Source organism: Leclercia barmai (assembly GCF_049312895.1).
In the GTDB taxonomy this organism is placed as follows: Bacteria; Pseudomonadota; Gammaproteobacteria; order Enterobacterales; family Enterobacteriaceae; genus Enterobacter; species Enterobacter barmai.
Window position 1 is genome coordinate 492,915 of the sequence record NZ_JBMNWZ010000003.1, and the last position, 13,071, is coordinate 505,985.

14 protein-coding genes are annotated in these 13,071 nt (G+C 55.8%); 9 read left to right on the forward strand and 5 right to left on the reverse strand.

Going from position 1 to position 13,071, the window contains the following annotated elements:
* Positions 1-44 precede the first annotated feature (44 nt).
* From rsgA to mscM, 3 genes are all read left to right on the forward strand, one after another.
* Positions 45-1,097, forward strand: a complete 1,053-nt coding sequence (gene rsgA / locus ACOYA6_RS15000) for a small ribosomal subunit biogenesis GTPase RsgA (protein ID WP_176556493.1) — start codon at positions 45-47, stop codon at positions 1,095-1,097.
* A gap of 98 nt (positions 1,098-1,195) precedes the next feature.
* Complete coding sequence (gene asd, locus ACOYA6_RS15005) at positions 1,196-2,164, forward strand: archaetidylserine decarboxylase (RefSeq protein ID WP_139564035.1); 969 nt, start codon at positions 1,196-1,198, stop codon at positions 2,162-2,164.
* Between the two features lie 16 nt (positions 2,165-2,180).
* On the forward strand, positions 2,181-5,504 hold the full coding sequence (mscM, locus tag ACOYA6_RS15010; protein ID WP_039028431.1) for a miniconductance mechanosensitive channel MscM: 3,324 nt from the start codon (positions 2,181-2,183) through the stop codon (positions 5,502-5,504).
* 85 nt (positions 5,505-5,589) lie between these two features.
* On the opposite strand, the gene epmA is transcribed toward mscM, so the two are convergent.
* Entirely contained in the window at positions 5,590-6,567 is a 978-nt protein-coding gene (gene epmA, locus ACOYA6_RS15015) for an elongation factor P--(R)-beta-lysine ligase (protein WP_138370079.1), read from the reverse strand.
* 309 nt (positions 6,568-6,876) lie between these two features.
* Here epmA and frdA point away from each other — a divergent pair, with 309 nt between their 5' ends.
* The 5 genes from frdA (at position 6,877) to ACOYA6_RS15040 (ending at position 10,787) form a co-directional block, all read left to right on the forward strand.
* A complete protein-coding gene (gene frdA / locus ACOYA6_RS15020; RefSeq protein ID WP_422654933.1) occupies positions 6,877-8,667 on the forward strand; it encodes a fumarate reductase (quinol) flavoprotein subunit in 1,791 nt (596 codons plus the stop codon).
* Positions 8,660-9,394, forward strand: coding sequence for a succinate dehydrogenase/fumarate reductase iron-sulfur subunit (locus tag ACOYA6_RS15025; RefSeq protein WP_039028428.1), 735 nt, complete (start codon positions 8,660-8,662; stop codon positions 9,392-9,394). Before frdA ends, ACOYA6_RS15025 begins: the two co-directional genes overlap by 8 nt.
* 10 nt (positions 9,395-9,404) lie before the next feature.
* Entirely contained in the window at positions 9,405-9,800 is a 396-nt protein-coding gene (gene frdC / locus ACOYA6_RS15030; RefSeq protein ID WP_039028427.1) for a fumarate reductase subunit FrdC, read from the forward strand.
* A 10-nt stretch (positions 9,801-9,810) separates the two neighbouring features.
* Positions 9,811-10,170, forward strand: a complete 360-nt coding sequence (gene frdD, locus ACOYA6_RS15035) for a fumarate reductase subunit FrdD (RefSeq protein ID WP_039028426.1) — start codon at positions 9,811-9,813, stop codon at positions 10,168-10,170.
* 86 nt (positions 10,171-10,256) lie between these two features.
* On the forward strand, positions 10,257-10,787 hold the full coding sequence (locus ACOYA6_RS15040; RefSeq protein ID WP_422654934.1) for a lipocalin family protein: 531 nt from the start codon (positions 10,257-10,259) through the stop codon (positions 10,785-10,787).
* Here ACOYA6_RS15040 and sugE read toward each other — a convergent pair.
* Positions 10,784-11,101: a quaternary ammonium compound efflux SMR transporter SugE gene (gene sugE, locus ACOYA6_RS15045; RefSeq protein WP_032616159.1), complete on the reverse strand. Its 318-nt coding sequence runs from the start codon at positions 11,099-11,101 to the stop codon at positions 10,784-10,786. The genes ACOYA6_RS15040 and sugE overlap by 4 nt on opposite strands.
* A gap of 271 nt (positions 11,102-11,372) precedes the next feature.
* On the opposite strand from sugE, the gene ACOYA6_RS15050 reads away from it, so the two are divergent.
* The gene (locus tag ACOYA6_RS15050) at positions 11,373-11,951 is read left to right on the forward strand and encodes a helix-turn-helix transcriptional regulator (RefSeq protein WP_422654935.1); all 579 of its coding nucleotides are present in this window, start codon (positions 11,373-11,375) and stop codon (positions 11,949-11,951) included.
* 66 nt (positions 11,952-12,017) lie between these two features.
* Here the strand turns inward: ACOYA6_RS15050 and ecnB are convergent, their stop codons facing one another.
* The 3 genes from ecnB to efp all read right to left on the reverse strand — a co-directional run bounded on the left by ecnB (position 12,018) and on the right by efp (position 13,037).
* A complete protein-coding gene (gene ecnB, locus ACOYA6_RS15055) occupies positions 12,018-12,164 on the reverse strand; it encodes a lipoprotein toxin entericidin B (RefSeq protein ID WP_072036606.1) in 147 nt (48 codons plus the stop codon).
* A 107-nt stretch (positions 12,165-12,271) separates the two neighbouring features.
* Positions 12,272-12,376 carry an entericidin A/B family lipoprotein gene (locus ACOYA6_RS15060; RefSeq protein WP_422654979.1) on the reverse strand — a complete coding sequence of 35 codons (105 nt, stop codon included), beginning with the start codon at positions 12,374-12,376 and terminating at the stop codon, positions 12,272-12,274.
* 94 nt (positions 12,377-12,470) lie between these two features.
* Positions 12,471-13,037, reverse strand: coding sequence for an elongation factor P (gene efp, locus ACOYA6_RS15065; RefSeq protein WP_010427766.1), 567 nt, complete (start codon positions 13,035-13,037; stop codon positions 12,471-12,473).
* Positions 13,038-13,071: the final 34 nt, after the last annotated feature.

Sequence of the window (13,071 nt, forward strand, 5' to 3'; positions counted from 1 at the left end):
TCATAGAGGTTTTGCCCAATATGGGCGACCAGGAGCCAGCACGATTGAGTAAAAATAAACTCTCCAAAGGGCAGCAGCGCCGCGTAAAAGCCAACCATCAGCGCCGCCTTAAAACCACTTCGGAGAAGGTCGACTACGACGACAACCTGTTTGGCGAGCCCGCGGAAGGCGTCGTGATTAGCCGCTTCGGTATGCATGCCGACGTGGAGTCTGCCGATGGCGACGTTCACCGCTGTAACATTCGCCGCACCATCCGCTCGCTGGTCACCGGTGACCGCGTGGTATGGCGTCCGGGCAAAGCTGCCGCAGAAGGCGTAGCGGTGAAAGGGATCGTGGAAGCCGTGCATGAGCGCACGTCGGTATTAACGCGCCCTGACTTCTACGACGGCGTAAAACCGATTGCCGCCAATATCAATCAGATCGTGATTGTCTCTGCCATTTTGCCGGAACTGTCGCTGAACATTATCGACCGTTATCTCGTCGCCTGTGAAACTCTGCAGGTAGAACCGTTGATCGTGCTGAACAAGATTGATTTACTCGACGACGACGGCATGAGCTTCGTTAACGAGCAGATGGATATCTATCGCAAGATTGGCTACCGCGTGCTGATGGTTTCAAGCCGTACGCAGGATGGGCTGACGCCGCTCGAAGAGGCGTTGACCGACCGCATCAGCATTTTTGCCGGCCAGTCCGGGGTGGGTAAATCCAGCCTGCTGAACAACCTGCTCGGCTTGCAGCAAGAGATCCTGACTAACGACGTTTCTGATAACTCGGGTCTGGGTCAGCACACTACTACCGCCTCACGTTTGTATCATTTCCCGCACGGCGGGGATGTGATCGACTCCCCTGGGGTGCGTGAATTTGGTCTGTGGCATCTCGAACCCGATCAAATCTTTAACGGCTTTGTCGAATTCCTCGACTATCTAGGCGCGTGTAAATACCGCGACTGTAAGCATGATAACGACCCCGGCTGCGCCATTCGTGCCGCGGTTGAAAACGGTGAAATTGCGGAAACCCGCTTTGCGAATTATCACCATATTCTAGAAAGCATGGCGCAGGTAAAAACGCGTAAAAGCTTTTCTGAATCTGATGACTGACAACTAAGCTAAGCGTCGCTAAAATCGTCCCCTTTTTTCAGGTTCCGGCTGTCTGACGGCCGGATCAGGAACGACAAAACAATGGCCTGGAGGCTACCTTGTTAAACTCATTTAAACTTTCGCTTCAATACATTCTGCCGAAACTGTGGCTCACTCGCCTGGCGGGCTGGGGCGCGAGCAAACGAGCGGGCTGGCTGACGAAGCTGGTAATCGATCTGTTCGTGAAATACTACAAGGTCGATATGAAGGAAGCGCAGAAGCCGGATACTGCCAGCTACCGCACCTTCAATGATTTCTTTGTCCGCCCACTGCGCGACGAAGTGCGTCCCCTGAATACTGACCCGAACGTGCTGGTGATGCCTGCCGACGGCGTGATCAGCCAGCTGGGCGCTATCGAAAACGACAAGATTTTGCAGGCTAAAGGCCACAACTACAGCCTCGAGGCCCTGCTGGCCGGTAACTACATAATGGCGGATCTGTTCCGCAACGGTACGTTTGCCACCACCTACCTGTCGCCGCGCGACTATCACCGCGTGCATATGCCGTGCAACGGCATCCTGCGCGAGATGATCTACGTGCCGGGCGACCTGTTCTCGGTTAACCACCTGACGGCGCAAAACGTACCGAACCTGTTCGCCCGTAACGAGCGCGTTATCTGCCTGTTCGATACCGAGTTTGGCCCGATGGCGCAGATTCTGGTGGGTGCGACCATTGTTGGTAGCATTGAAACGGTCTGGGCTGGCACCATTACGCCACCGCGTGAAGGGGTCATCAAACGCTGGACGTGGCCTGCGGGCGAAAGCGAAGGATCCGTGGCGCTACTGAAAGGCCAGGAGATGGGACGCTTCAAGCTCGGCTCCACCGTTATCAACCTATTTGCCCCGGGTAAAGTGCAGCTGGCAGAGCAGCTCGAAAGCCTCTCCGTGACCAAACTCGGCCAGCCGCTGGCGGTATCGACAGAGCCCTTCGTCACACCGGATGCAGAGCCTGCGCCGCTGTCAGAAGAAGAAATTGCCGCCGAACTCGACGCCAGCCCGCTGGTTGACGACAAGAAAGACGAAAGCTAAGTAAAGGTAAACTGACGTGCGCCTGATTATCACTTTTCTGATGGCCTGGTGCCTCAGCATGGGGGCGTACGCAGCGACGGCCCCCGATACCAAACAAATCACCCAAGAACTGGAGCAGGCGAAGGCGGCAAAACCCGCCCAGCCGGAAGCCGTCGAGGCGCTCCAGGCTGCGCTGAACGCCCTTGAGGAGCGGAAAGGCTCCCTTGAGCGCGCCACGCAGTATCAGCAAGTTATCGATAATTTCCCCAAACTTTCACAGACCCTGCGCACGCAGCTTAGCGATATTCGTGAAGAGCCGCGCCAGGTGCCTGCGGGCCTGACCTCAGACGCACTCAATCAGGAGATCCTGCAGGTCAGCAGCCAGTTACTGGAAAAAACCCGCCAGGCGCAGCAGGAGCAGGAACGTGCCCGTGATATCGCCGACTCTCTGAGCCAGCTGCCCCAGCAGCAAACCGATGCCCGCCGTCAGCTTAATGAGGTAGAACGCCGGGCCGGGGCGCAAACCGGCAATACGCCTCTTAACCAGGCGCAGAGTCTCGGCATGCAGGCGGAATCCGCCAGGTTAAAAGCCCTTGTGGATGAGCTGGAGCTGGCGCAACTGTCGGCCAACAACCGTCAGGAGCTGGCGCGAATGCGCTCTGAGCTGGCGAAGAAGCAGGGTGAACAGCTGGATGCTTATCTCCAGGCGCTGCGCAATCAATTGAACAGCCAGCGCCAGCGCGAAGCAGAACGGGCGCTGGAAAGCACCGAGTTGCTGGCGGAAAACAGCGAGAACCTGCCGGCCGGCATCGTTGAGCAATTCAAGGTTAACCGTGAGCTTTCGGCCGCGCTGAACCAGCAGGCGCAGCGCATGGATCTGGTGGCCTCGCAGCAACGCCAGGCCACGAATCAGACCCTGCAGGTGCGTCAGGCGCTGAACACCCTGCGCGAACAGTCCCAGTGGCTGGGTTCGTCGAATCTGCTCGGCGAAGCCCTGCGCGCACAGGTGGCTCGTCTGCCCGAGATGCCTAAACCCCAGCAGCTCGACACCGAAATGGCGCAGCTTCGCGTCCAGCGTCTGCATTTTGAAGATTTGCTCAACAAGCAGCCTCAGCTGCGACAAGTCCACCAGCCGGACGGCAAACCGCTGACCGCCGAGCAAAACCGGATCCTGGAAGCCCAGTTACGAACGCAGCGCGAGCTGCTGAACTCTCTGCTGCAGGGCGGCGATACCCTGCTTCTTGAGCTGACCAAACTGAAAGTTTCTAACAGCCAGCTGGAAGATGCGTTAAAAGAGGTCAACGAGGCGACGCACCGCTATCTGTTCTGGACCTCGGACGTACGGCCGGTCTCCTTCTCCTGGCCGATTGATATTGTTCAGGATCTGCGGCGCTTAATTTCGCTTGATACCTTCAGCCAGCTCGGCAAAGCCAGCGTCATGATGCTCACCAGCAAGGAGACGATTTTCCCGCTGCTGGGGGCGCTGATTCTGGTGGGATTCAGCATTTACTCGCGCCGCCACTTCACCCGCTTCCTGGATCGCTCCAGCGCGCGCGTCGGCAAAGTGACGCAGGATCATTTCTGGCTCACGCTGCGCACGGTCTTCTGGTCGATTCTGGTCGCTTCCCCGCTGCCGGTACTGTGGATGACGCTGGGTTATGGCCTGCGCGAAGCCTGGCCTTATCCGCTGGCGGTGGCCATTGGCGCCGGGGTGACGGCCACCGTGCCGCTGCTGTGGGTGGTGATGATCTGTGCCACCTTCGCCCGTCCTAACGGGCTGTTCGTCGCCCACTTTGGCTGGCCGCGTAATCGCGTGGCGCGAGCCATGCGCTACTACCTGATGAGCATCGGGCTTATCGTGCCGCTGATTATGGCGCTGATCATGTTCGATAACCTGAACGACCGGGAGTTTTCCGGCTCGCTCGGTCGCCTCTGCTTTATGCTGATTTGCGGTGCGCTGGCGGTGGTGACGCTGAGCCTGAAGAAGGCCGGGATCCCGCTCTACCTCGACAAAGAGGGCAGCGGCGATAACATGCTTAACCGTATGCTGTGGAACCTGCTGCTCAGCGCCCCGCTGGCGGCGATTCTCGCGGCAGCCGTCGGCTATCTGGCCACCGCCCAGGCGCTGCTGGCGCGCCTCGAGACATCGGTGGCGATCTGGTTCCTGCTGCTGGTGGTCTATCACGTCATTCGCCGCTGGATGCTGATTCAGCGCCGTCGTCTGGCCTTTGACCGGGCCAAGAACCGCCGGGCCGAAATTCTCGCCCAGCGTGCGCGCGGTGAAGAAGAGCCAGCCCATACGCTCAGCACCGAAGGGGCGATAGAGGTCGATGAAACCGAGCTGGATCTGGATGCCATCAGTACCCAGTCACTGCGCCTGGTGCGCTCCATCCTGATGCTGGTCGCCCTGCTCTCCGTTATCGTGCTGTGGTCGGAAATTCACTCGGCGTTTGGCTTCCTCGAGAACATCACCCTCTGGGATGTGACCTCGACGGTACAGGGCGTGGAGAGCCTGGAACCTATTACGCTCGGGGCCGTACTGATTGCGATTCTGGTGTTCATCATCACTACTCAGCTGATCCGTAACTTCCCGGCGCTGCTGGAGCTGGCCCTGTTGCAGCACCTGGATTTAACCCCCGGAACCGGATACGCCATCACCACCATCACCAAATACCTGCTGATGCTGTTTGGCGGGCTGGTGGGCTTCTCGATGATCGGGATTGAGTGGTCGAAGCTGCAGTGGCTGGTTGCCGCACTGGGTGTCGGGCTCGGGTTTGGGCTGCAGGAGATCTTCGCCAACTTTATCTCTGGCCTGATTATCCTGTTTGAAAAGCCGATCCGTATCGGCGATACCGTGACGATCCGCGATCTGACCGGGAGCATCTCCAAAATCAACACCCGTGCCACCACCATTAGTGACTGGGACCGTAAAGAGATCATCGTCCCTAACAAGGCGTTTATCACCGAGCAGTTTATTAACTGGTCGCTGTCCGACTCCGTCACGCGTGTGGTCCTGACCGTACCTGCCCCGTCGGATGCCAACAGCGAAGAGGTGACGCAGATCCTTTACACGGCAGCCGAGCGCTGCTCGCTGGTGATCAGCACCCCAGAGCCGGAAGTTTTCCTGGTAGATTTACAGCAGGGTATCCAGATTTTCGAACTGCGTATTTATGCTGCGGAAATGGGGCATCGTATGCCGCTGCGTCATGAAATCCACCAGCTGATTCTGGCGGGCTTCCGTGAACACGGTATTGATTTGCCGTTCCCACCGTTCCAGATGCGTCTGGAAAGTCTGGACGGACGTAAGACGGGAAGAACCTTGACGTCAGCAGCGAAGGCGCGCCCGGCGGGGAGTTTGTAGTGCAAATGCCGGGTGGCGCCTCGCTTACCCGGCCTACGAAAATAGTAGGCCCGTGCAAGCGCAGCGCCGCCGGGCAAAAAAACCGTCAGGCGCGATCTACAGTAAACGCAATCACATCACCCAGCTGCTCGGCGCCCAGCGCCAGCATCACCAGACGATCGACACCCAGCGCCACGCCGGAGCAGTCCGGCAGGCCGGCTTTTAACGCGCCCAGCAAATTGTGGTCGATTGGCTGCTGCGGCAGGCCGCGCGCGGCACGCTTGCGGTTATCCTGATCGAAACGCTGCTGCTGTTCACGGGCATCGGTCAGCTCATGGAAACCATTCGCCAGTTCAATACCTTTAAAGTAAACCTCGAAACGCTCCGCCACGCGGTGGTCTTCCGTGCTGATCTGCGCCAGTGACGCCTGACTTGCCGGGAAGTGATAGACGAAGGTCGGGCGATCTTTGCCAATCTGCGGCTCAACGCCAAAGGTAAAGAGCATCGTCAGCAGCGTGTCGCGATCTTCTTCGGTATCGGCAATATTGCTGAGATCCAGCTTCGCTGCCGCTTCACGCAGCTGGGTTTTGTCCGCAGAGAGCGGATCAATCTCCAGATAGCGCTGGAAAGCCTGCTGATAAGAGAGCGTCTCGGCTTCCGGGCACTCCAGCACCTGCTGCAGCAGATCGTCCACCTCGTTCATCAGGCGATACATATCATAATGCGGGCGGTACCACTCCAGCATGGTGAATTCCGGATTGTGATGGCGTCCCATCTCTTCATTACGGAAGCTGCGGCACAGCTGATAAACCGGTCCACACCCCGCTGCCAGCAGGCGCTTCATGTGGTATTCCGGGCTGGTCATCAGGTAGAGATTCATCCCCTGGGAGTGACCAGGGCCAACAAAACGGGTTTCAAACGGCACCAGATGAATGTCGGTCACCGTCGCCTGACTCATGCAGGGCGTTTCCACCTCCAGCACACCGCGGTCGGCAAAGAAGCGGCGGATCTCCGCCATAATTGCTGCGCGTTTTAACAGATTGGGGATGGATGCGCTCGGCTGCCAGGTGGCCGTTTCGCTCATGAGAATTTCTCCGATTTCAGACAAGGGGACGAAGTCTACTCGTAACCCATGGCGGAGACAAATTTTGCACAGTGAATTTTGGGGTTTTCATAACCGACAATAATTACGTGACGCAATTCATCAATTGCGGTGATAAATCCAGAGAAATAACCGCAAAAAAATCGAACACGTCAAATTTCCCTTCTTTCCCTGCGGCTATACTGCGTTACCCATAAAGGAGCAGTGGAATCGCTTTCGCATTCGCCCTCCCGGGCCGTGCACTACCTTAGGTCGTTACGATGCGAAATATCAAAAATCTGGAGGAATGTCGTGCATACCTTTCAAGCCGATCTTGCCATAATTGGCGCTGGCGGAGCGGGATTACGCGCAGCAATAGCTGCAGCCCAGGCTAATCCAAACGCTAAAATCGCCCTGATTTCAAAAGTATACCCTATGCGCAGCCATACGGTTGCCGCTGAGGGGGGATCCGCCGCCGTTGCGCAGGATCATGACAGCTTTGATTATCACTTTCACGACACAGTGGCCGGCGGTGACTGGCTGTGCGAACAGGATGTCGTCGATTATTTCGTCCACCATTGCCCGACGGAAATGACCCAGCTGGAGCAGTGGGGTTGCCCGTGGAGCCGCCGGGATGACGGCAGCGTCAACGTGCGTCGCTTCGGCGGTATGAAGATTGAGCGTACCTGGTTTGCCGCCGATAAGACCGGCTTCCATATGCTCCACACCCTGTTCCAGACTTCACTGCAGTTCCCCCAGATCCAGCGCTTCGACGAGCACTTCGTCCTCGACATTCTGGTTGATGACGGTCAGGCTCGCGGCCTGGTGGCAATGAACATGATGGAAGGTACGCTGGTCCAGATCCGCGCCAATGCGGTGGTAATGGCAACGGGCGGTGCGGGTCGCGTTTATCGTTATAACACCAACGGCGGCATCGTAACGGGCGACGGAATGGGCATGGCGCTCAGCCACGGCGTACCGCTGCGCGATATGGAGTTTGTGCAGTATCACCCAACCGGTCTGCCGGGTTCCGGCATTCTGATGACCGAAGGCTGCCGCGGTGAAGGCGGTATTCTGGTCAATAAAGACGGCTACCGCTATCTGCAGGATTACGGCATGGGCCCGGAAACCCCGCTCGGCGAGCCGAAGAACAAATACATGGAGCTTGGCCCGCGCGATAAAGTCTCTCAGGCCTTCTGGCATGAGTGGCGCAAAGGCAACACTATCCCAACTCCACGCGGCGATGTGGTCTACCTCGATCTGCGTCACCTGGGTGAGAAAAAGCTGCTTGAGCGTCTGCCGTTCATCTGCGAGCTGTCCAGGGCCTATGTCGGCGTCGACCCGGTTAAAGAGCCAATTCCTGTACGCCCAACCGCGCACTACACCATGGGCGGTATCGAAACGGATCAGCAGTGTGAAACCCGAATTCAGGGCCTGTTTGCGGTGGGCGAATGTTCCTCCGTCGGCCTGCACGGGGCTAACCGCCTGGGTTCAAACTCGCTCGCGGAACTGGTGGTATTTGGTCGTCTGGCCGGTGAGCAGGCCATGGCGCGCGCCGCGACTGCCGGGGTAGCGAACGATGCCGCGCTCGATGCGCAGGCAGCAGATGTCGAGCAGCGCCTGAAAAAACTGGTTAATCAGGAAGGCAGTGAAAACTGGGCGAAGATCCGTGATGAGATGGGTCTTTCCATGGAAGAAGGCTGCGGGATTTACCGTACGCCGGAGCTGATGCAGAAAACCATCGATAAACTGGCCGAGCTGCAGGAGCGCTTCAAACGCGTGCGGGTGAGCGACACCTCCAGCGTGTTCAACACCGATCTGCTCTACACCATTGAGCTGGGACACGGTCTGAACGTTGCCGAATGTATGGCGCACTCCGCCATGGCGCGTAAAGAATCACGCGGTGCGCACCAGCGTCTGGACGAAGGCTGCACGGAGCGTGACGACGTTAACTTCCTCAAGCATACCCTCGCTTATCGCGACGCGGACGGCTCTACCCGTCTGGACTACAGCGACGTGAAGATCACTACGCTGCCACCGGCGAAACGCGTTTACGGTGCAGAAGCGGAAGCAGCCGATAAGAAGGAGACGGCGAATGGCTGAGATGCAAACTCTGAAAGTTGAAGTGGTGCGCTATAACCCGGAAGTGGACAGCGCGCCGCACAGCACTTTCTATGAAGTCCCTTACGATGAGCAGACCTCCCTGCTGGATGCGCTGGGCTACATCAAAGACAACCTGGCACCGGACCTGAGCTACCGCTGGTCCTGCCGTATGGCGATCTGCGGCTCCTGCGGGATGATGGTCAACAAGGTGCCTAAACTGGCCTGTAAAACCTTCCTGCGTGAATACCCGAAGGGGATGAAAGTCGAAGCCCTGGCCAATTTCCCAATTGAGCGCGATCTGGTGGTCGACATGACCCACTTTATCGAAAGTCTGGAAGCCATTAAGCCGTACATCATTGGTAACCCGCGCACGCCGGATCAAGGGCCTAACAAGCAGACCCCGGCGCAGATGGCCAAGTATCACCAGTTCTCCGGCTGTATTAACTGCGGCCTGTGCTATGCCGCCTGCCCACAGTTTGGTCTGAATCCGGAGTTTATCGGCCCGGCAGCCATTACCCTGGCGCATCGCTACAACGAAGACAGCCGCGATCACGGTAAGAAAGAACGTATGGCGCAGCTGAACGGTCAGAACGGCGTATGGACCTGTACCTTTGTCGGCTACTGCTCGGAAGTCTGTCCGAAGCACGTCGACCCGGCCGCCGCGATCCAGCAGGGTAAAGTGGAAAGCTCGAAAGACTTTCTTATCGCCACCCTGAAACCACGCTAAGGAGTGCATGATGACGACTAAACGCAAAGCCTATGTGCGGCCGATGCCGTCCACCTGGTGGAAAAATCTGCCGTTTTATCGCTTCTATATGCTGCGTGAAGGCACGGCAGTACCGGCGGTGTGGTTCAGTATTGAACTGATGTACGGCCTGTTTGCCCTCAAACACGGCCCTGAAACCTGGGCCGGTTTTGTCGGGTTCCTGCAGAACCCGATTGTGGTGATCCTGAACATCATCGTGCTGGCAGCGGCGCTGTTGCATACCAAAACCTGGTTTGAACTCGCGCCAAAAGCAGCAAATATTATCGTGAAAAACGAAAAACTTGGGCCAGAGCCAATTATCAAAGGACTCTGGGTGGTGACTGCGGTGGTAACCGTGGTAATTCTCGGCGTAGCCCTGTTCTGGTAAGGAGACCATTGTGATTAATCCAAATCCAAAACGTTCCGATGAGCCGGTCTTCTGGGGTCTCTTTGGGGCTGGCGGCATGTGGTGCGCCATTATCGCGCCGGTCATCATTCTGCTGGTGGGCATTATGCTGCCGCTGGGGCTCTATCCCGGGGATGCGCTGAGCTACGAGCGGGTGCTGGCCTTTGCCCACAGCTTTATTGGCAGGGTATTCATATTCCTGATGATTGTTCTGCCGCTGTGGTGTGGTTTGCACCGTATTCATCACGCCATGCATGACCTGAAGATCCACGTTCCTAACGGTAAATGGGTGTTCTACGGTCTGGCGGCTATCCTGAGCGTGGTTACGCTGGTTGCCGTAGTCTTTATGTAATGCTTCCTCGCTCTCCCGCCCACCGGTGGGAGAGCAAAATTCCTGACAGGTTCTACACTTAACAAAAATCCTGTAAGGATAATCCTATGCGCATCCTGCCTGTCATCGCCGCAGTTACCGTTGCGTTTCTGGTTGTTGCCTGCAGCTCCCCTACCCCACCCCGGGGCGTGACGGTTGTCCATCCCTTTGACGTCCAGCGATATCTGGGCACATGGTATGAAATTGCCCGCTTTGACCACCGTTTTGAGCGTGGTCTGGAAAAAGTGACGGCGAATTACAGCCAGATGAACGACGGCGGCATTCAGGTTATCAACCGGGGTTATAATCCTGAACGTGGCATGTGGCAAAAGGTGACGGGAAAAGCGTACTTTACCGGCGCGTCTGATACTGCAGCGCTGAAAGTCTCTTTCATTGGCCCCTTTTATGGCAGCTATAACGTGATTGGGCTGGATAAAGATTACCGCCATGCGCTGGTGTGCGGGCCGGATCGCGATTACCTGTGGATCCTCTCCCGCACACCGACGATTTCAGATGAGATGAAACAGACGTTACTGAATTCTGCAACGCGTCAGGGATTTGATGTCAGCAAACTCATCTGGGTTGAGCAGACCCATTAATGGGTGCTGAGCTTCAGCCCGATAATACCGGCAACAATCAACGCGAGACTGGCAATACGCGCCAGGCTTGCAGATTCGCCCAGCAGTAAAATGCCGGTAATGGCTGCGCCTACCGCACCAATCCCCGTCCAAACGGCATAAGCCGTTCCTACAGGCAGCGAACGCATCGCCCACGAGAGCAGCACAATGCTTACAATCATGGCGGAAACGGTAATGATGCTGGGCGTAAGACGCGTAAACCCGTGGGTATATTTCAGGCCGATGGCCCATACCACTTCGAGTAAACCGGCAATAAAAAGAATGATCCAGGACATATCAGGCTCCTTAACTTAAATAACAGTCTGGGGCCGTCCCCGGTGAGAGAAATGCTTACAGGTCGTCCTGCAAGATATATGAATTACTTATTGTGAAGAGCATGAACTCTTTTTTCAACTTGTTTGTTTAAGGTAGCAATTGGGGCATTGAAGCCCAGAAATAGGCGCAATTCGAAGCGAAATTCAGTCATTTATTACTCATCCGACTTCTTTATGATGAGGCACTTCCTGATAGCAGGAAGCGACTACACTTTGCCGATTGCGAAATAACATGTTCAAAATTCTCTTGATTGACCGGTGTCATTACACCCGCATGGGCCTGGAAATGTGGATCAATCATTCAGGGCTGTTTCCTTCACCTGTGTTGGTGACAGGCCTTAATAACCTCTTTCTTGCCAGAGAGCATATCCTGCAGTGGAAACCAGCGTTAGTTATCGCAGATTTTCAGGGGTTCGCCTCCGATATCTATCAACTCTCTTCAGTGATGAACGCCAGCGAAACCGTGCCTTTCATTTTGCTTCACACAGATGAGACGCCTGAAATGTCAGCCTTCACGGGTACATTTCCTTTATGCGCATCGTTACCTAAAACGACCCCGCTGGAGGCGCTTGCAAAAGTGATTAATGAGGCGCTGGCAGCACATGAGGGTAGTGAATCCGGGCCTGTCGCTACGCCATTATTGACGCGTCAGGAGGAAAAAGTGTTAACGCTGTGGATGGATGGAGCCAGCAACCAGAAAATTGCCAGCAAGCTGAGTATTCATGGAAAAACGGTTTATACCTACAAGCGCAATATCAGGATGAAATTGCACATGGATACGCGGTACTCGCCGTTTCTGTCGCTACCGTGATGAGCAAAACTGAGGGTACGGCGACTCGATATTTAGCACCGTACCGCCCAAAATTATGCCTGTGCTTTAGTTCTGTGCTTTAGTTGCTGCGCCAGAGATTGCGCTACCACCCTGAGAGATATCCTCACCAACACCACGGGTGGTGTTACAGGCGGTTAAAACTGAAGAAAGCACGAGGACAGAAAAGATCGCTACAAATGTTTTCTTAAGCATAATGTCTTCCTTTTTTAGCCAAAGTTATTGTGTACAGCCACATAAGCATAGGACAGGATTTCGTCAGATGACGGAAAAGGAAGAATTTTTAAGAAAAGTAGAAAGTATCAGGAGGCGGCGTGCGAAATAGCACTGCCCAGGCTTTTAATGTCTTCCCCAACGCCACGGGCCGTGTTGCATCCGGAAAGCATTGTGCTGGCAATCACCATCATCAGAACAATTTTGATTGTGCGCTGCATCGTCCATGAACCTTTTTAAGGTTGGAAAGGCGCAGCAAAACTGCTGCGCCCTGCATCCCGAGATGAATTACTTCACGCGAGAAACGTATTCACCAGAGCGGGTGTCTACTTTGATCACTTCGCCAGTCTGTACGAACAGTGGAACTTTAACCACTGCACCGGTAGACAGCTTAGCTGGCTTGCCGCCAGTACCTGCGGTATCACCTTTCAGACCTGGATCGGTTTCAACGATTTCCAGCTCAACGAAGTTTGGCGGGGTCACAGCGATAGGCTGGCCGTTCCACAGCGTCACGATGCATTCAGCCTGATCCAGCAGCCATTTAGCGCTGTCACCGACCGCTTTCTCATCAGCGGAGAGCTGTTCGAAAGTAGAGTTGTTCATGAAGTGATAGAACTCACCGTCGTTGTACAGGTAGGTGAGGTTCATATCCACTACGTCTGCGCCTTCAGCGGAGTCGGTGGATTTGAAGGTTTTTTCAACACGGGTACCGGTCAGCAGGCGGCGCAGCTTAACGCGTGCGAAAGCCTGGCCTTTACCTGGTTTCACGAATTCACTGGCTTCAACCGCGTACGGTTCGCCGTCCATCATGATTTTAAGACCGGCACGAAAATCGTTGCTATAGTAAGTCGCCATAAGGCCCTCTGAAATTGTTAACTGGTAGCTAAGC